Below are 17,900 nucleotides of genomic sequence, written 5' to 3'. Positions count from 1 at the left end.
AAACCATCGGAATCCGCCTGTTTTTGGTTGCAGGCGGATTTTTTTTCGACTTTTTTCAATTATTTTTCAAAAAGGCCTAAAGTTCCCGTTTAAGGCGACGTTAATCAGGACATGCGGTAATCCGTTTAACCAAGCCAGGTGGAATTATGACCTCTTCCGAAGTTCTCTCGATGTACGAAAATATTGCCGGATTGACCAATCAAATGGCGGCCGCTGCACGCATGGGAGATTTGGACAGTCTGGGCCAGCTGGAAACCCAGTGCGCCGCTGAAGCGCGCGCGGTGAGCACCGGCGTACCGGCATTGGGCGGTGCGCAGCGCCTGCGCAAGATCGACCTGCTGAAACAGATTCTGGCCAACGACCGCGAAATTCGCGACGCTACCGATCCTTGGATGAACAACATCCCTGGCATGTCCCGTCAATAAAAACCGCAGCACCAAAGATAAAAGCGCCGAATCCGGCGCTTTTTTTTCGTCTTGCTAAAAGGTTAGGCAGTCAGCGTCAGACGCAGCGATAGTGCGATGCCCTGCGCCGCTTTGTTGATTTCGTCCAGCGACGGGAAGCTCGGGGCGATACGGATGTGACGGTCCTTCGGGTCCAGGCCATATGGGAAGGCTGCGCCGGCCGGCGTCAGCGTGATGCCGGCTTCCTTCGCCAGCGCCACCGTGCGCTTGGCCGCGCCGTCCGGGGTCACCAGATCGATGAAGTAGCCGCCTTTAGGACGGGTCCACGACACGCCTTCAACGTCACCCAGCAAAGCCTCGAACTGTTCCAGCACCGCATCAAACTTCGGCTTGAGCAGTTGGCGATGTTTTTCCATTAACGCTTCCACGGTCGGCAGGTCTTTCAGGAAACGCACGTGGCGCAGCTGGTTGATCTTGTCCGGGCCGATACTGCGCAGGCCCGCATACTTGGTCCACCACGCGATATTGGCCGGCGAGCCCGCCAGCGCCGCTACGCCCGAACCGGCCCAGCTCACCTTCGACGACGATGCAAACACGATCGCGCGGTCCGGGTTGCCGGCCTGGACGCACGCATCCAGAATGCTGGCCACGGCTTGCTTGCCTTCGCCCAGATGGTGGAAGCGATAGGCGTCGTCCCACATCAGGCGGAAGTCCGGCGCTGCGGTTTTCATGGCCGCCAGACGGGCCACGGTTTTGTCCGAGTACACGACGCCGCCCGGATTGCTGTACTTCGGCACGATCCACATGCCTTTGATGCTGGCGTCCTCGGCCACCAGTTTTTCCACCAGGTCCATGTCCGGGCCGTCTTCGTTCATCGGCACGTTGATCATCTTGATGCCGCGCGCTTCGCAGATGGCGAAGTGGCGGTCATAGCCTGGCACAGGGCACAGGAAGGTGACAGGATTCTGCACCCACGGCGCATGACCGGGCACGCCGTTCAGCAGCGCGTAGACGATCACATCGTGCATCAGCGACAGGCTGGAGCTGCTGTCGACTACCACTTGCGCGGCAGGCACATCCAGCAGCTGGCCAAACAGTGCGCGCGCTTCCGGCAGGCCGATGGTGCCGCCGTAGTTGCGGCCGTCCGTGCCGTCGGCGGCGGTGTAGCCGTCCACTGCATCCAGCAGCGTGTTGGACAGATCCAGCTGCTCAGGTGCCGGCTTGCCGCGCGACATGTCGAGCTTGAGGCCGAGTTGTTTGAAGGCTTGGTATTGTGCTTGGTAGTCTACTGCGCTCATTGGTGGGCTCTTTCAATGTGGGGAAAATACTATACCCCATATTGCCAGAATGAACTCAGAGCTTCCTGCTATATGCTTATTCGGATTGCGCATTACGCGTTGGATGCGGCGGCCTCGGGTGTGTCTTCGGCGACCGGTTCGGTTTTCGGCGTTTCGACTTTTTTCTTGCGGAAGCCTTGCCAGATTTTCAGCGGGCCACGGCCGGCGCTCTTCTTATGCCAGAAGATCAAACCGGCGCCCAGCAGCGCCACCAGGCCGACGCCGCCGGCGATCAGCGGGATGGTGTAGTTGGTCGCTTGCTCGGGCTGTTTTTCCTTTTCCTTCTTGTACTTCAGCTTGGGCAGCACGCGCACCTGCTTGGTCGGCACGGATGCCGCCGAGGCAGCCGATGCCGCGCCACTCGCCGCCGCCTCGCCGGAAGACGCCTGCGCCGCGTGCGACTCCGTCTCACCTTGCGCCGACAAACTGGCCGACGCCTGCGCGGACGAAGCATCTTTACCACCAGCCGCCTTCGCTGGCGCCGAGGCCGAAGCTGCCGACGCGTGGGCGGAGCCCGCTGCCGCTGCCGCTGCCGACGCCGACGCGTGGCCGGAAGCCGCCGCAGGCGCCGATGCTGTAGCTGACGCCGACGCGTGTCCGGGAGCAAGTGCCGACGCGTGGCCCGAGCCCGCTGCGGGCGCCGAGGCTGCGGCCGCCGCCGCGTGGCCGGGGGTGGGCGCCGAAGACGCCGCCCCCGCCGCCGCCCGCGTCGCAGCCGCAGTCGGGGCCGAGGCCGGAGCGGGAACCGACGCTGGCGCTGCGCTTGCCGCCGCCGGAGCGGTCGCCTTCGCAGCGCCGGTCTTCGCCGCCGCGCCGCCGATTGCGCCTTGCACGGCCTTCAGCCTTGCCTCCAGCTCGACCAACTTGCCGGACAATTCCGCATTATGCTGATCCAGCGCCACGCACTCCTTGGCGCTCATCCCGGTGGGCGCGCACGAAGCCGGCGCGGGCCGCTTCACGCCCTTGGGCAACGGCAGCGGCGCAAGCGGCAACAAAGCCTGCGCCACACCCACCGGCACCTCCGAAGACTCTTCCCTGGCAGACGGTTTCATCGGCTTGCCATCCGCCGACACCATCACGCCCGCAATCCTGCGCGCCGCCGCCTTCACCTCGCCCGGCACGCCAACCTGCGCCTCATGCATGGAAGGCAACGGCGCCGGCTTGATCCGATCCCGCGCCGGAGCCGTTGGCGCCGCCACCTGCGCGGCGCTTGCCGACGCTGCCGACGTCGCCGACGTCGACGCTACAGGCCCTGCCGCCCCAGGCGCCGCACTAGTTGCCGCCGCAGCTACCGGCGTTGTGCCAGCGGATGCTGCCGCCGCCCGCGCCGCCCTGGCCTGCGCAGCAATCTGCTCCGCTTGGGCCGGCGTCATGGCGCTAGCCAGCGGCACCGCTGGCGCAGCCGGCACCGCCATCACCACAGGCGCCGGCGGTGGCGGCGGATTCGGATCACGCTGCAACCACACGGTCGCCAAGCGCACCTCCTGCTTGCCCGGCACACCCAACTCCACATACAGATGCACAAAATCCGCATCCACCACCCGCGAGGTGGAAACATGCAGCACCGGCTTGCCGCCGCGCCGCTCCACCGCCATCTGCACCGACGCCAGCGCCGGATTCATCTTCACATTGGCGCCGCGATACACATCCGCCTGCGCCAATCGCACCTGCAAGCCGCCCACCTCCTCCGGCGTCAGCGACATCAGGTCGATATCGACCGCCAGCGGCTGGCCGATATACGAACGCGGCGCGATGTCCCCCAATTCCGCCGCCGACGCCCCGAGGGAGCCGAACGCCAGAGCCAACGTGCACAGCGAAGTGGTTAATTGCTTGTACTGCATCATTTTATGAATCGAGGTCAGGCGATATTTTCTGAAGTGTAACTGCTATAACGGCCAATTTTCCCGATTTTGTAGCCCTCAGATAATTTTTCCGAACTGCGCTACACTAAAACCACCCAATTCCCCGCAAAGGATTCCTCATGAGCACCCGTAGCGAACGCGACAGTTTCGGCCCGATCGACGTCCCCGACCACCAACTGTGGGGCGCCCAAACCCAGCGCTCCCTCGAGCACTTCCGCATCTCCACCGAGAAAATGCCGCTGGAACTGGTGCACGCCCTGGCCAGCGTCAAGCGCGCCGCCGCCCGCGTCAACCTCGACCTCGGCCTGCTGGAAGGACCGAAAGCCATCGCCATCACCCAGGCCGCCGACGAGATCCTGGCCAACCAGCACCCCAGCGAATTCCCACTGGCCGTCTGGCAAACCGGTTCCGGCACCCAGTCCAACATGAACATGAACGAAGTGCTGGCCAACCGCGGTTCCGAGCTGATGGGCGGCGTGCGCGGCGAGCGCCGCGTGCTGCATCCGAACGACGACGTCAACAAAGGCCAATCGTCGAACGACATCTTCCCCACCGCGATCCACGTGGCCGCCGCGCTGGCGCTGGCCCACAACGTGCTGCCGGCGCTGAAACAGCTGCGCGACAGCCTGCACGCCAAGGCCCAGGCCTTCGCCGATATCGTCAAGATCGGCCGCACTCACCTGCAGGACGCCACGCCGCTGACGCTGGGCCAGGAATTCTCCGGCTACGTCGCCCACCTGGACTTCGCCGAACACGCCATCAACGCCGCCCTGCCGGGCGTGCTGCAACTGGCGGCCGGCGGCACGGCGGTCGGCACCGGCCTGAACGCGCACCCTGAATACGCCACCCGCATCGCAGCCGAACTGGAGCACGCGCTGCACCTGCCGTTCAAAACCGCCGACAACAAGTTCGCCGCGCTGGCCGGCCACGACGCCTTGCTCTCAGCCCACGGCGCGCTGAAAACCTTGGCCGCCGCGCTGATGAAAATCGCAAACGACGTGCGCTGGATGGCCTCCGGCCCGCGCTCCGGCCTGGGCGAAATCACCATCCCTGAAAACGAACCGGGCAGTTCCATCATGCCGGGCAAGGTCAATCCGACGCAGTGCGAAGCGCTGACCATGCTGGCCTGCCAGGTGTTCGGCAACGACGTCGCCATCACCATGGGCGGCGCCTCCGGCAACTTCGAACTGAACGTGTACAAGCCGATGATCGCCCACAACTTCCTGCAGAGCGCGCGCCTGCTGGCCGACGGCATGCGCAGCTTCGAGGAACATTGCGTGCACGGCATCGAACCGAATCGCGGCCGCATTGAGGAATTGATGGAGCGCTCGCTGATGCTGGTCACCGCGCTGGCGCCGCACATCGGCTACGACAAGGCCGCCTCCATCGCCAAGCAAGCCCAGCACGAAGGCACGACCTTGAAAGAAGCGGCGCTGGCGCTGGGCTACGTGACGGCCGAGCAGTTCGAACAGTGGATCGTGCCGCTGGACATGACCCGGCCGGGCGCCAAGGGTTAGAAACCGTAGGAGTAGCGCACGCCCATCAGCGCATCGGGCTTGGCGTTGGCGTCGTGGCCGGGATTGATGCGCCACATCAGCGCCCCGGTCACCCTGCCTTGGCTGCCATCACGCCCGAGCAGCCGGGTGTAACCGAATTCCAGGTCGCGCTCGGTGGCGGTCGGGCGCAGGTTGATGGTGGGCGTACCGAAGGCCGCCGCACCGGGTGAGACCGCTTGCGGCAAGGCGCCGTTGAATTCCAGCGAGCCGTTGCGCACCTTGGCCGGTATCGATAGGGTGAAGGCAAGCCGGTCGTCGGCGCTGAACAGCTGGCGCCGCACATAACCGACGCTGTACGCCATCGTGCGCACCGAGGATACCTGCGACAACAGGCTGTCCGGCGAGCCGATGCCGGCGGTGCGGCCATACGAGGCCATCGCCATCAGGGCGCTGCGCGGCGACATCGCATAGCCCAGCGACAATGAAGTGAAAGTAGTCGTCGGACGGGTATTCAGCATCATCGCCATGCTGTGCTGCGTGCCCGGCGCACCGCCCGCCTCGCGCAACATGCCGATGGTCAGGATGCCCGTGCCGCGTCCCATTTTCCGCTCGAATTCCGCACTGCTGAGGAAACGCTTGCCGCGCTCATTGAGCATCGGTCCCAGTGGATCGAGCAGCGCCAGATTGTCCGGCAGCGCGCCGAAGCGCAGGCGCGGCGTGCCGGCCACCAGCGCGTAGCGCCGCGCGCCGTCGTTGACGAAGGAATCGGCCAGCGCCGCCTGACGGTCGGCCGCCCCGAACAACAGGGCCGTGTCGGCGCGCTTTTCAAACAAGGGAGGAGTCTGCGAGAACGCAAACGGATCGGATGCGGCGGCGTCTGCGGCCAGCCAGCCGAATGTCGCCAAAGTCAGAGAAAGCTTATTCATGATGCTACTCGCTACGGTTTGTCCCGCCCTGCCTGAAACGCCAGCAGTTAGTTCAGCATAGCCCTTCTTTTGCCCACTAGCAATCCAAATTACTTTTCGAGGATAAGGTAAACTGCGCGCCTGTCGGAATGCCGCTACACTACCAAAAGACGGACCGACAGCCGATTTCACATCATGGCAACAGAGGATAAAATGCAGAAAGTTAGTTTCGAATTGAACGGTGAATTTGTTGAACTGAATCAACTATTAAAACTGGTTGGGCTGTGCGACAGCGGTGGCGCCGGCAAGATGATCGTCGCCAGTGGCGACGTCAAGGTCGACGGCAAGAAAGAGCTGCGCAAAACCGCTAAAATCCGCGCCGGCCAGCAAGTCACCCTGGGCGACGTTCGTATTATGGTGGTGGCGGCGTAGGCGATGTTTGATCGCGCGCAAACCGGCGCGCGCAGGTGCCGTTATATTGACTTTTTTGACCGATCACAGGGGGACGTCATGGACGGTCCTGCATCAGGTAGCCCTACCCAGGAACGATTGCTGGACGATCTGCGCCAGGTGATCGAAAACGCCGAAGAACTGCTCAAGAATACGGACCAGTATCATGGTGCGCCGTATCAGGCGGCCCGCAACAAGCTGGCCGAAGCGCTGCTGGCCGCCACCGAGGAACTGGCACGCTTCGAAAACGTGCACATCGACCGCATGATCGAACTGACCGCCATCGCCAGCCGGCTGCACCGCGACCTGACCGGCGAAGCCAGGCTGTTACGCGCCTTCCGGCGCGAGGACTGAGTCCACCAATACCGCGTGCGCCAGCCAGTGCTGCAGGCTGGCGGCGACGTCGAAATTGTCATCGTGTTCAAACGCCGCATCCAGTGCGGCGCCGAAATTCCCGCCATCCTGTAGCACTTGCAAGGCCACATGGCTGGCCGCGCTCAGCGGCTGCACGCCCACGCGCCATGCCGGCCGCACCAGCACGCCGTGGCTGGGCGTGGCCATGTCTTCAGGGAAGTCAACGCCGCTGTCCGGCTGGTGGGCGAGCCAGAGCGGGATCACGGCCCACGGCGAGGCCAGCAGTTGCACTGCCGGATGCAGCGTGAACACCGCCGCCTCGATCTGGTCCGGCGCGATGGCGGCCAGCTGTGCGGCGCTCAGGGCTTGCGCCTGCGGCGCGTAGTGGGCGCGGTGCACTTGCCATTCGAGCGTCGCCATGTCCGGCAGGTAGGGAAAGTCGGCCACGTGCGGGAAGTCGCGCAGGAAAGTGGCGAAGTGCGCGCCGAAGCGGTTCAGGTCGCCGTCATCGGATGGATGGGCGCGGCCGTAGGCGCGCGCCAGGCCGCCGAAGAACTCCTCGCCGAGCAGCGCCAGCACCACGGGATAGGCGGCGGCCAGCGTCTTGGTCCAGGTTTCGGTGAGGTTGCCACGATACAGCGCGTAGCGGTAGGCGGTGTCGCCGCTGCCGGCCTTGCATTGCGCCAGCACCTGCGGCGCCAGTTGCGCATCGAACAGCGCTGCGGCGAACAACTGCTGGCCGGCGGCCAGCGTTTGCGCATCCTGCGCCGATGCCGGCGCTTGCGGGCGTGCGGAGAGCGACTGGATGATCTGCGGCGCGGCGCGGGCGTGCAGCGCGGCGGCTTTCGCTGCCTCGCCCAGCAGCAGGTCCAGCGCCGGAATATCGGTATCCCACTCGATCAGGGTCGGCACCGCGCCGAAACGCGCCAGCGCCGCTTCGTACAAACGCCACACCGGCTCGGCCACGCGGTCGCCGTGGTGATCGATCACCGCTTCCGGCGTCACCAGATGGCCAGCCAGATGCATCTCGCCCACCATGCCGGGCTGGATCGCGGCGATGGCCGCCAGCGCATCCTCGCCGTGATTGCATTGGTTGACGTACAAATTATTGATATCCAACAGCAGCCCGCAACCAGTGCGCGCCGCCAGCGCGGCCATGAACTCGGCCTCGCTCATGGCGTCCGCATGAAAGCGCACATAGCTGGAGACATTCTCCAGCAACAACTGCCGCCCCAGCGCATCCTGCACCCTGCCCACACGTTCGCTCATCAGCACCAGCGCCGCGCTATCCAGCGTCATGGGCCACAAATCATTAAGTTGGCGATCCGCCACCGCGCCCCAGCACAAATGCTCGGACACCAGCACCGGCTCCACCTGCCGCACCAGCTCGCGCACGCGCGCCAGATGCGCTTCAGAAAACCCGCGCGCCGAACCCAGTCCCAGGCCGACGCCGTGCAGGCTCACCGGATAATCGCGCCGCAATTCTTGCAGCACGTGCCAGTCCCAACCAGCCCGGTCGAGATAATTCTCGCTATGCACTTCCAGCCACGCCACGCGCGGCCGTTGCTGCATGAACTGCCGGTAATGCGGAGCCCGCAGTCCGACGCCGACACCCGATGCTGTCATTGCTGCGGCTCCGCCTGAGAACAATTACTTCTTGGCAGGCGGCGTGGTCTTGCCGCCGGCTTTCTCGCAGGTGCCCTTGGCAACGAACTTCCACTCATCGGGCTCGTTGTCGGCCTTGGCCTGGCCCGAGCAGGAATGGGCGGCCGTGCCGCAATCGTTCTGGCCGGCCTTGGCGACGCCGTAGCATTTTTCTTTCTCTTCAGCGGCAGCGGCCGTACCCATCTGGGTGGCGCACACGGTGGCCAGGGCGGCGGCGATCAAGGCTTGACGTTTATTCATATTGGTCTCCTGTGGAAAAAATGGAAAAGCACCCGCAGCGTACCAGCAATAACGCCGATACGCACCTGTCGAGTAATCATTGGGGAGTGTGCGCGTACGCGCCGCGCGCCGAATGGCACGCGGAGAAAGTGGCGGCCGCCAGACAAGGGGCCGCGCCAGCCGATCAGGCCTTGGTGTTGATGTTGTTGCCGAGGTGGGCCGGCAGGTTCGGCACCGGCGGGATCGCCTCGATCAAGGCCGATGCGCTGGAGGCCGCGATGTCTTGCGCTTTTTTCAGCACGGCAATACCGACAGCCTGCTTGGTGCCAGTGTCCGCAATCGTGGTTGCAGTCTGAGCAATACCGGTAACGTCCATGGGGTCCTCCAATTTGGGGTATCACCTCATTTACGGCGGCTGCGCGGGGAACTTTAGGCGTTTTTAGCCATTCGCTGAATTTTTTTTCAGATGCGTGAGCAACCAGGCAAGCACCTGCTGCGGCTGGTTCAGGTCGAGCCAGGCGACGCTGGCGCGCAGTCCTTCCGGCCGCGCATGGTCGGCGGCCACCGCCAGCACGTGCTCATCGTGTGGATACAGCGGCGCACGGCCGGCCTCCACCCGATAGACTTCCAGCTTGTCGATGGGATAGGACTTGAATCCCTCCAGCAAGGTCAGATCGGCCGGCGCCATGCGCGCCAGCTGTTCTTCCAGCGACGGTTCGGCCGCGCCGCGCAGCTCGTGGATGATGGCGTAGCGGAATGGCGAAGCCACCATCACCTCGGCCGCGCCGGCCATGCGCAGGCGCGCGCTATCCTTGTGTTGCGGTTCGAATTGCAGGTCGTGGTGGCTGTGTTTGATGACATTGACCTTCAGCCCCTGCTGCGCCAGTTGCGCCAGCAGAAATTCCAACAGCGTGGTTTTGCCGCTGCCGGAGGTTCCGACCACACCGAGAACTTGTTGCATCGCCTGCCCTTCTCCACCGTCCAATGATGTCCAACATTATACGCAGCAACATTTGACGGTGCGGGCCGGCTTATTGTTCCGGCTTGATGACGGCGCTGCGGGCGTGGCCGGTACCGGCCAGAACAACCAGGCTGAGGCAGATAACCAACAAGCTGAAGCCGCTCGGTTCGGTGGTCTGAACCACTTCGGCGGCATGGGTGCGCGGCATGTACGAGACGGCGGCGATCAGGAAAGGCAGAAACTTCAGATGCTTCATGATGGGTTCCATGCAGAGTTTTCAATGATATAAAAATATCATTTTTTCATGACATGGAAATGACAACTCAGTACGGAACGCGGTAGCGGTAACCTTTGAAATTGAAGACGGCTTCTTTCGGCTGCAGCTTCTCCAGGATCAGGCCGGGTGCGACTTCGTCGCCTTCGCGGCGCAGTATCTTATCGATCAGCAATACGCGGTCGGCGGCGTTACGGGAGTAGATGTAGCCGCCCACGCTGACTTGCGGGATGGAGCGTTGGATTGGTTCTGGCAGGTCGCGAAGGTTGACGACCGGTTCTTCTGGCGGTGCGGCTGGTTTGGCGGAGGCCAGGCCAGGCGCAGGCGCGGCCATCGCGACGGGCTGAGGCGCCGACGCTGAAGCGCGCGCAAGATTGGCTACAGACGGCGGCAAGTCCGCCACCGGCGCCGGGAGCGGCGTTGGCGATACGGCCGCGACTGCGGGCTGCTGTTGTGACGATACGGCGGCGGGCTGCGGCGGCGACGACATTGCCGCAACGGCGGACTGCTGCTGCGGCGGCGCAGCAGCCACGGCGGGCGTCGGCGCCTGCTGCGTCTGTGTCAGGGCCGGGGTGGAGGCCGGCGAACGCCACACCAGCACCAGCAACACGCCAATCACCGCAGCCATGCCGCCAAGCGACAGCAACAACGGTTTGCTGACGCGCGCCACCGGCGACGCGCGATCGGCCGCATGCAAGGTGGGCGCATGGATGGTGGGCGAGCTACCCAGTTGACGTTCTGCTTGCGCCTTTTTCAAGGCTTCCAAAATATAGGACATGGCTTTTAATAAATCAGATATCGCGCTATCTTACACGTCACAACAACCGGACGGAGACCCAGCATGAAATACACCGGCAGCTGCCATTGCGGGCAGATCAAATTTGAAGCGGAAGGCGAAATCGACAGCGGCCTGGCCTGCAACTGCTCGATGTGCCAGCGGAAGGGATCTCTGCTGTGGTTCATTCCACGCAATAAGCTGCAACTGCTGACAGCCGAGGCCAAGCTCAGCACCTACCTGTTCAACAAGCACGTCATCAAGCACCACTTCTGCGCCACCTGCGGCATCCATCCCTTCGGCGAGGGCGTGTCGCCCAATGGCGACGCGATGGCGGCCGTCAACCTGCGCTGCCTTGAGGACATCGACCTGAACGCCATCCCGGTCCACCACTACGACGGCCGCGCCAAGTAATCAACGCAGGCGCGGCTCCTGCACGCCGCCCAGCTGATACAGGCGGATGAAGGTCTTGGGGCCGGCGACGCCGTCGGCCTTCAGGTTCTGCGCGCTCTGGAACTCGGTCAGGCGCTTGCGCAATGGCGCGTCCAGCGGCTGGTTTTCCTGCGGCTTGTCCATTTCGTAGATTTGCGACAGGCGCTTGGCCAGCCAATCCACATCCGGGCCGCGATCGCCGCCGCGCACTTCGTCGCGCCAGGCGCGTGGCGCACGCCAGTAAGTAGTGAACTCGCCGTCATAGCGCGCCACCAAGGCTTCCACACTCAGCTTCTGCGACTTGCCACCGGGCGCGGTGATGGTGGCGTGGTGCTCGTCCAGCGCGGTCAGCAACACGTAATTCGGCGCGACGGGATCATCGTTCAGCTTCAGCATCACGGGACGGTCCAGCAGACGCACTTCGTCCAGGCTGCCCTTGGTTTGCAGGCAGCGCAGATTGGCGCGCGCAGCGGTGGCACAAGGCTCGCCATCGGTCAGCGTCAATCCCCACAGGCCGGCCAGCTGACGCAATGCCGATGCGCTGTCGCCGCCCGGCTTGGCGTAGCTGGCACCGGCAGCCGCCGAAGCTGCTGGCGCCGGCCCCGACGCTGGCACGAGCGCCGCTGCATTCGCCGCGCCCGGACGTGCTCCGGATGCGCCAACCGCACGAAGCGCTCCCGCCGTGCCGGCCGCCGCCGCTCCGGCCCCGGCAGACTGCACCGCCGCTTGCGCCTGCGCCACCGGCGCCGCATCGCGCGACACCAATTGCCAGGCCAGCGCACTGATCGCCACGCCGCCCAGCACACCCGCCATCACCAGCGGCCAGCGCGCCATCGTCCCACTGCGCGCGCCCTGCCCCGCGCCCACCGCATCCTGCCCGGCAAACACCTCACTGGCGGCCCGCTTCAAAATCGTCCGCGTCACCAGCGGCTGATTTTCCACATACGCACCCAGCAGCGCCCGGTCGCACAGCAAATTGATCCGGCGCGGCACACCCTTGGTCAAGCCATGGATCAAGCCCATCAGCTTGCGCGGAAACGGCGCAATCGCCGTCGCGCCGGCCACCGTCAGGCGATGCTCGATGTAGGTGCCGGTCTCCGCCTCCGACAGCGATCCCAGGTGATAACGCGCGATCACGCGCTGCGCCAGTTGCTCCAGCTCCGGCCGCGCCAGCATGGTGCGCAGCTCCGGCTGACCGATCAGGATGATCTGCAGCAGCTTGCGCTCGCTGGTTTCCAGATTGGTCAGCAAGCGCAGCTGCTCCAGCACCTCGGCCGACAGATTCTGCGCCTCATCGATGATCAGCACATTGTTGCGCGACTGCGCGTGACTAGCCAGCAGATAGGCATTGATCGCATCCACATAGCCCTTCACGCTGACCGCGCCGCTGCCCTGCGGCGCCAGCTCGATGCCGAACTCGTCGCAAATGGACAGCAGCAGCTCCTCCACCGACAGCTTGGGATTGAAGATATAGCCCAGCTTGCAGTCGGCCGGAATCTGCTCCATGAAGCAGCGGCACACGGTGGTCTTGCCGGCGCCGATCTCGCCGGTCAGCAGCACGAAGCCGCCGCCGCTGCCCACGCCATACAGCAAATGCGCCAGCGCCTCGCGATGGCGTTCGCTCATGAACAGATAGCGCGGGTCCGGCGCGATGGAAAACGGCGATTGCTTCAGATTGAAAAAATGCGTGTACATGAAAGCCCTGGGGATGCGCGGTCGCCTATTTTAGCTGCTGTCGGACCGGCGGCGGCTGCACCGGCGGCAGCGGCTTGTACTTGGCGCAGTAAATCTTGGACTTGGTGTCGAAATACACGATGCGGCTGGCCGGCTTGGCCTCGCGCACCGGATAGGCGGAAGTGTCGATCACGGTATAGCGGGTGCCCACTTGCCGGATGATGGCCTGCTCCAGGTTCTCCGGCGTGGCCTCGGCCACCGCGCCGACGAAAATATAGGGACTGGTATCGTCGCTGACCATCACCTCGGAAATGGTCTGGCCCCACAGCGAAGCGCCGTCGGTACGGAACCAGAACGCGCCGCCCTCATGCTTGTAGGCCGCGCCGAAATGCCGCAGCAAATAATTGTAGAAGTAGATATTATCGGTATGGTCGCGGCACAGCAAGCCGTTGCCGATGATGGTGCCGAAGGTGGTCGGCACCGACTGCGCCGCCGCCGTGCCGCAGCAACACGCCAGCGCCAGCGCTGCGGAAGTCAGACGAAAACGTGTTCGCATTAGGTTTTAGACAACCACGCACGGTTGGCGCTGATGCGCGCCTTGGCCGTGGCGGGCAGTGCCTCGTAGCAGCCCGGATACTGTTTCAAGGCATGCTCCTTGATTTCCTTCTGCAAGCCGTTAATCAAAAAAATATACAGCACGCCACCGTCGCTGGTGTTTTTCGTACCCATGTATTTAATCATATGCGCTCCTTTATGCTGCGCAGGCTGATCGCGTCGCCTATTGATGCGTCCATTATGACATCACGGCCGCAGCGGGGCCACACAATCGGTAACGGCGGCGCGCGGGCAAAGTTGAGCTGCGGCTCAGCCCCGGAATTTTGCAGTTGATCCCCCACTTCCGCGCGTCCATCCCATGGCCAGCGACGGCGGCGCGGTTTTGTCATATCGTCCAGTTCTCGCCACTTCCCACAATCGAGACCAATATGAAGCAGACGATCAAACACGCAGCGCTGGCATCCACCTTGTTGCTGGCCACGGCCATGGCTGGCGCCGCCGATACCAAAGACGACAGCTACGGCAGCGAAACGCGCACCGTCGCGCCGTTCACCAACCTCAACCTCATCGGCCCGTTCCGCGTGATCGTCACCGCGCAACCGGGCAACGCGGTGGAACTGACCGGCCTGCGTCGCCAGTTTGCCGAGATCGAAACCTCGGTCAGCGGCGACACGCTCACCGTGCGCCAGCCGCGCAAGCAAAAAGGCTGGACGCTCAACCTCAGCTGGGGCAAGGAAAGCCGGCCGCCGATGACCATCCGCATCAGCGCAGCCAGCCTGAAAAGCCTGCGCAACGCCGGCAGCGGCGACGTCGACCTGCAGCAATTCCAGGGCAAGGCGCTGACTTTGGTGTCGGACGGCCCGGGCGACATCCGCGCCACCGGCAAGGTGGGCGACCTCAGCATCACCTCCAACGGCAGCGGCGACCTCGACCTGCGCGCACTGTCGTCGGCCAACCTCAACCTGCAGATGGGCGGCCCGGGCGACGTCAACATCGCCGGCGTCACGCAGGACTTGAACCTGGTGGTCAACGGTTCGGGCGACCTCGACATCGGCGACATCCGCGCCAACCGTGTCAACGCCGCGCTGCATGGACCCGGCTCGGTGGCGCTGCACGGCAGCGCCAAGGAAATCCGCGCCGACGTCCACGGCTCGGGCGACCTCGACGCCTGCACCCTGAGCGCCGAAACGGCCAGCGCCACGCTGCACGGTCCGGGCGAAGCGTGCATTGCCGGCCACATCAAGAAACTCGACGCCGAAGTCCACGGTTCGGGCGACCTGACGGTGCGCGGGCTGGAAGCGCAAAGCGTGCGTGCGCGGCTGAGCGGTCCGGGCAACATGGTCCTGTCCGGCAATACCGCCGTGCTGAATGCGCAAGTGAGCGGCTCGGGCGACCTCGACGCGCGCCAGCTGTGCACGCGCCAAACCGACGTCACCGTCCACGGCCCCGGCAACGCGGTCGTCACGGTCGCCGAGAACGCCGACGCCAGCCGCACCCGCCTGGTCACCTACCATCGTTAAATCCGGGGTCAGGTCCTCCATTGCTACACGGGCTCTGCCGTAGGCTCGCCTACGGCAGAGCCCGTGTAGCAATGGAGGACCTGACCCCGGATTGCGGAAGTGGCATTCAAATGCGACATTGGACTGCTGGCCGATAATTTACAGTTTATTCATTAAAAACAATTACTTAGAAAACGATTCCAAGACGACAACCCCAGTCCACTTCAATATTTTTTAATACCAGTTAAATACCTGTTGACAAGCTGGTTTGCCACGCCCTATAGTGCCCTTCATCGCGGGGTATCCCGGCATCAGCTTTCTCAGGTAAACATGATCGAATTTTTCATCGGCGTTGACGGCGGCGGCAGTGGCACACGGGTGCGCCTGGCGCGCGCCGATGGTGTGGAAATCGCTGAAGGCGCCGGTGGTCCGTCCGGCCTCATGCACGGCATCGCCAAAGCCTGGGCCGCCGTGGAAGAAGCCGCCGCGCAAGCCTTCCGCGCCGCCGTCCTGGACTTCCCCGACAAAAGCACCATCGCCATCGGCCTCGGCCTGGCCGGCGTGCACAACAGACAATGGGCCGCCGAATTCGTCGCCGCCAATCCGGGCTACGCCCAGGTGGCGCTGGAAAGCGACGGCCATACCACCGTGCTCGGCGCGCACCAGGGCCAGCCCGGCGCCATCATCGCGCTCGGCACCGGCAGCGTCGGCGAAATCAAACTGGCCGATGGCCGTCACGTCGAAGTCGGCGGCTGGGGCTTCCCCGCCGGCGATGAAGCCAGCGGCGCCTGGATGGGCCTGCGCGCCATCAACCACGTGCAGCAAGTGCTCGACGGCCGCATGCCGGCCAACGCCTTCGCCACCGACGTCGCCAATGCCTGCGGTGGCACGCGCAACGAAATCCAGAACTGGCTGGCGCGCGCCACCCAGACCAATTACGCGCAACTGGCGCGCATCGTCCTCCAGCACGGCGACTGCAACGACACCGCACGCGCCATCCTGCAAGCCGCCGGCCGCGAAGTGGAGTTGATGGCCAATGCGCTCGACGCCAGCGCCACGCTGCCGATCGCGCTGTGCGGCGGCCTGGCCGCGCCGATGCGCCCTTACCTGCCGTCGTCGATGTCGCAGCGCGTGGTCGCGCCGCATGGCGACTCCGCCGCCGGCGCACTGCGCCTGATCCAAACCCGCTTGAAGGAGTGAGTCCGTGCTAGCCCAGTTGAGCGACTTCAGACCGGACGCCGGCAGCGACACGCCGCTGTACATGCAGCTGGCGAACAAGCTGTCCGACGGCATCGCCGGCGGCGACTGGCGCGCCAACGAGGCCCTGCCGTCCGAGCGCGTGCTGTCGGACATGCTCAACATCTCGCGCGTGACCGCGCGCAAAGCCATCGACATGCTGTGCGAACGCGGCATGTTGACCCGCAAGCGCGGCTCCGGCACCTACATCACGCCGAAACTCGAACAACCCTTGTCGCGCCTGACCAGCTTTTCAGAAGAGCTGCGCGAACGTGGCTTCAAGGCCGGTTCGCGCTGGCTGCAGCGCGACATCGGCATCGCTTCGCCGGTGGAGCTGCTGTCGCTTGGCCTCTCGCCGAACATGCCGGTGGCACGCCTCAAACGCCTGCGCACCGCCGACGATGTGGTGATGGCGATCGAAACCACCACCATCCCGGCGCAGTACATGCCGAATCCGCACAGCGTGACCGATTCGCTGTACGGCTACCTGGAGGCCAACGGCACCATCCCGATGCGCGCGCTGCAGCATATCCGCGCCGTCAACGCCAGCGAGGAACAAGCGCGCCTGGCCAATATTCCTGCGGGTGCGGCGATGCTGCATATCACCCGCGTGAGTTACCTCGACAACGGCGCGGCAGTGGAGTTGACCCACTCGTTTTGCCGTAGTGATTATTATGAATTCGTAGCGGAGTCGCGCAGATGAGCGATGCAATCAAAGGCAATATCCTGACACCGGCCGGCTGGATCCACGGTGAACTCACTTTCGACGAGCGTATCGCGTCCGTCATCGGCGCCGGCGCCGATCCCGCGCTGAACGAGGAAGTCTATATCCTGCCTGGGTTTATCGACCTGCACGTGCACGGCGGCGGCGGCAAGGACGTGATGGAAGGCGGCGATTCCGTGCGCACCATCGCCGCCATCCACGCCAAGCATGGCACCACCAGCATGCTGGCCACCACCATGACCGCGCCGCCCGAGGACATCGACCTTGCATTGAAAGGCATCGGCGCAGCGGCGGCACAGCGCGGTGTCGGCGAAGCGCGCGTGCTCGGCGCCCACCTGGAAGGCCCGTTCATCAACTCCGGCAAGCTCGGTGCGCAGCCGCCCTACGCGCGCTCGGCCAAGCTGGCCGACGTGCGCAAGCTGGAAGAACTGGCGCCGCTCAAGCTGATCACCGTGGCGCCGGAAATCGAAGGTCACCTGGCGCTGGTGAAGGAATTATCGGAAGCCGGCATGCGCGTGCAGATCGGCCACACCCTCGGCACCTACGAGGACGGCGTGGCCGCGCTGGAGCACGGCGCGCACGGCTTCACCCACCTGTTCAACGCCATGACCGGCCTGCATCATCGCGAGCCCGGCATGGTCGGCGCGGCGCTGGCCCATGCGCGCTTTGCCGAATTCATTCCCGACCTGCTGCACGTGCATCCAGGCGCCATCAAGACCGCGCTGCGCTGCATTCCGCACCTGTACTGCGTTACCGATTCGACCTCCGCCACCGGCATGCCGGACGGCGAGTATATGCTGGGCCGCCATACCGTCATGAAATGCATGGGCGGCGTGCGCCTGCCCGACGGCACGCTGGCCGGCAGCACCCTCACCATGGACCAGGCGCTGCGCAACCTGGTCGGACTCGGCCTCGATCTGGCGGACGCCTCGGCACGGGTCTCAACGTATGCGGCCGATTACCTCGGCCTCTCCGAGCGGGGCCGCCTGGCCCCCGGCGCTTTCGCCGACTTCGTGGTGCTCGACCGTGACCTGAACCTCAAAGCCGTCTATATCGAAGGAGAATTGTTGTGACCTCA

21 protein-coding genes are annotated in these 17,900 nt (G+C 64.4%); 9 read left to right on the top strand and 12 right to left on the bottom strand.

From position 1 onward, the window contains the following. The first annotated feature begins 146 nt into the window (after nucleotides 1-146). Complete coding sequence (locus ACXZ1M_RS21110; protein ID WP_459049593.1) at nucleotides 147-425, top strand: flagellar protein FliT; 279 nt, start codon at nucleotides 147-149, stop codon at nucleotides 423-425. Between the two features lie 62 nt (nucleotides 426-487). On the opposite strand, the gene ACXZ1M_RS21105 is transcribed toward ACXZ1M_RS21110, so the two are convergent. Then, nucleotides 488-1,702, bottom strand: coding sequence for an aminotransferase class I/II-fold pyridoxal phosphate-dependent enzyme (locus ACXZ1M_RS21105; RefSeq protein WP_459049592.1), 1,215 nt, complete (start codon nucleotides 1,700-1,702; stop codon nucleotides 488-490). 92 nt (nucleotides 1,703-1,794) lie between these two features. After that, the gene (locus ACXZ1M_RS21100) at nucleotides 1,795-3,585 is read right to left on the bottom strand and encodes a type IV pilus assembly protein FimV (RefSeq protein ID WP_459049591.1); all 1,791 of its coding nucleotides are present in this window, start codon (nucleotides 3,583-3,585) and stop codon (nucleotides 1,795-1,797) included. Nucleotides 3,586-3,722: 137 nt separating this feature from the next. On the opposite strand from ACXZ1M_RS21100, the gene fumC reads away from it, so the two are divergent. Continuing rightward, nucleotides 3,723-5,120 (top strand): class II fumarate hydratase, encoded by a 1,398-nt coding sequence (gene fumC, locus ACXZ1M_RS21095; RefSeq protein WP_459049590.1) that lies wholly within the window; start codon nucleotides 3,723-3,725, stop codon nucleotides 5,118-5,120. Here fumC and ACXZ1M_RS21090 read toward each other — a convergent pair. Next, nucleotides 5,117-6,025: a hypothetical protein gene (locus tag ACXZ1M_RS21090; RefSeq protein WP_459049589.1), complete on the bottom strand. Its 909-nt coding sequence runs from the start codon at nucleotides 6,023-6,025 to the stop codon at nucleotides 5,117-5,119. The two genes, fumC and ACXZ1M_RS21090, sit on opposite strands and share 4 nt — an antisense overlap. Before the next feature lie 192 nt (nucleotides 6,026-6,217). On the opposite strand from ACXZ1M_RS21090, the gene ACXZ1M_RS21085 reads away from it, so the two are divergent. Together ACXZ1M_RS21085 and ACXZ1M_RS21080 are read left to right on the top strand one after the other, a co-directional pair. Beyond that, entirely contained in the window at nucleotides 6,218-6,436 is a 219-nt protein-coding gene (locus tag ACXZ1M_RS21085) for an RNA-binding S4 domain-containing protein (protein WP_459049588.1), read from the top strand. 78 nt (nucleotides 6,437-6,514) lie between these two features. Continuing rightward, nucleotides 6,515-6,808 carry a hypothetical protein gene (locus ACXZ1M_RS21080; RefSeq protein ID WP_459049587.1) on the top strand — a complete coding sequence of 98 codons (294 nt, stop codon included), beginning with the start codon at nucleotides 6,515-6,517 and terminating at the stop codon, nucleotides 6,806-6,808. Here ACXZ1M_RS21080 and bufB read toward each other — a convergent pair. The 6 genes from bufB to ACXZ1M_RS21050 all read right to left on the bottom strand — a co-directional run bounded on the left by bufB (nucleotide 6,782) and on the right by ACXZ1M_RS21050 (nucleotide 10,705). After that, nucleotides 6,782-8,434: an MNIO family bufferin maturase gene (bufB, locus tag ACXZ1M_RS21075; RefSeq protein WP_459049586.1), complete on the bottom strand. Its 1,653-nt coding sequence runs from the start codon at nucleotides 8,432-8,434 to the stop codon at nucleotides 6,782-6,784. The two genes, ACXZ1M_RS21080 and bufB, sit on opposite strands and share 27 nt — an antisense overlap. Before the next feature lie 24 nt (nucleotides 8,435-8,458). Next, entirely contained in the window at nucleotides 8,459-8,713 is a 255-nt protein-coding gene (locus ACXZ1M_RS21070) for a BufA1 family periplasmic bufferin-type metallophore (protein ID WP_459049585.1), read from the bottom strand. A 163-nt stretch (nucleotides 8,714-8,876) separates the two neighbouring features. Then, the gene (locus tag ACXZ1M_RS21065) at nucleotides 8,877-9,068 is read right to left on the bottom strand and encodes a YjfB family protein (protein ID WP_373991014.1); all 192 of its coding nucleotides are present in this window, start codon (nucleotides 9,066-9,068) and stop codon (nucleotides 8,877-8,879) included. A gap of 63 nt (nucleotides 9,069-9,131) precedes the next feature. Next, nucleotides 9,132-9,653 (bottom strand): molybdopterin-guanine dinucleotide biosynthesis protein B, encoded by a 522-nt coding sequence (gene mobB, locus ACXZ1M_RS21060; RefSeq protein ID WP_459049584.1) that lies wholly within the window; start codon nucleotides 9,651-9,653, stop codon nucleotides 9,132-9,134. Nucleotides 9,654-9,723: 70 nt separating this feature from the next. Next, complete coding sequence (locus tag ACXZ1M_RS21055) at nucleotides 9,724-9,909, bottom strand: hypothetical protein (protein ID WP_459049583.1); 186 nt, start codon at nucleotides 9,907-9,909, stop codon at nucleotides 9,724-9,726. Nucleotides 9,910-9,976: 67 nt separating this feature from the next. Then, nucleotides 9,977-10,705, bottom strand: coding sequence for a general secretion pathway protein GspB (locus ACXZ1M_RS21050; RefSeq protein WP_459049582.1), 729 nt, complete (start codon nucleotides 10,703-10,705; stop codon nucleotides 9,977-9,979). A 63-nt stretch (nucleotides 10,706-10,768) separates the two neighbouring features. Here ACXZ1M_RS21050 and ACXZ1M_RS21045 point away from each other — a divergent pair, with 63 nt between their 5' ends. After that, nucleotides 10,769-11,116 (top strand): GFA family protein, encoded by a 348-nt coding sequence (locus ACXZ1M_RS21045; protein ID WP_459049581.1) that lies wholly within the window; start codon nucleotides 10,769-10,771, stop codon nucleotides 11,114-11,116. Here the strand turns inward: ACXZ1M_RS21045 and ACXZ1M_RS21040 are convergent, their stop codons facing one another. From ACXZ1M_RS21040 to ACXZ1M_RS21030, 3 genes are read right to left on the bottom strand one after another with little or no spacing between them, the layout of a single operon-like run. Continuing rightward, the gene (locus ACXZ1M_RS21040) at nucleotides 11,117-12,829 is read right to left on the bottom strand and encodes an ExeA family protein (RefSeq protein WP_459049580.1); all 1,713 of its coding nucleotides are present in this window, start codon (nucleotides 12,827-12,829) and stop codon (nucleotides 11,117-11,119) included. A 25-nt stretch (nucleotides 12,830-12,854) separates the two neighbouring features. Beyond that, the gene (locus ACXZ1M_RS21035) at nucleotides 12,855-13,364 is read right to left on the bottom strand and encodes a hypothetical protein (RefSeq protein ID WP_459049579.1); all 510 of its coding nucleotides are present in this window, start codon (nucleotides 13,362-13,364) and stop codon (nucleotides 12,855-12,857) included. Beyond that, the gene (locus tag ACXZ1M_RS21030; protein ID WP_459049578.1) at nucleotides 13,364-13,537 is read right to left on the bottom strand and encodes a hypothetical protein; all 174 of its coding nucleotides are present in this window, start codon (nucleotides 13,535-13,537) and stop codon (nucleotides 13,364-13,366) included. The genes ACXZ1M_RS21035 and ACXZ1M_RS21030 overlap by 1 nt, the downstream gene beginning before the upstream one ends. A 254-nt stretch (nucleotides 13,538-13,791) precedes the next feature. Here ACXZ1M_RS21030 and ACXZ1M_RS21025 point away from each other — a divergent pair, with 254 nt between their 5' ends. From ACXZ1M_RS21025 to nagA, 4 genes are all read left to right on the top strand, one after another. Continuing rightward, nucleotides 13,792-14,883: a GIN domain-containing protein gene (locus ACXZ1M_RS21025; RefSeq protein ID WP_459049577.1), complete on the top strand. Its 1,092-nt coding sequence runs from the start codon at nucleotides 13,792-13,794 to the stop codon at nucleotides 14,881-14,883. A gap of 309 nt (nucleotides 14,884-15,192) precedes the next feature. Beyond that, entirely contained in the window at nucleotides 15,193-16,062 is an 870-nt protein-coding gene (locus ACXZ1M_RS21020; RefSeq protein ID WP_459049576.1) for a glucosamine kinase nucleotide-binding domain-containing protein, read from the top strand. A gap of 4 nt (nucleotides 16,063-16,066) precedes the next feature. After that, complete coding sequence (locus tag ACXZ1M_RS21015) at nucleotides 16,067-16,801, top strand: GntR family transcriptional regulator (protein ID WP_459049575.1); 735 nt, start codon at nucleotides 16,067-16,069, stop codon at nucleotides 16,799-16,801. Continuing rightward, on the top strand, nucleotides 16,798-17,895 hold the full coding sequence (gene nagA / locus ACXZ1M_RS21010) for an N-acetylglucosamine-6-phosphate deacetylase (protein ID WP_459049574.1): 1,098 nt from the start codon (nucleotides 16,798-16,800) through the stop codon (nucleotides 17,893-17,895). Before ACXZ1M_RS21015 ends, nagA begins: the two co-directional genes overlap by 4 nt. The last annotated feature ends 5 nt before the right edge of the window (nucleotides 17,896-17,900 follow it).

The organism is Duganella paludis (assembly GCF_054461335.1).
The sequence above is the reverse complement of the archived record's forward strand: the minus strand, read 5'-3'. Positions and strand labels throughout refer to the sequence as shown.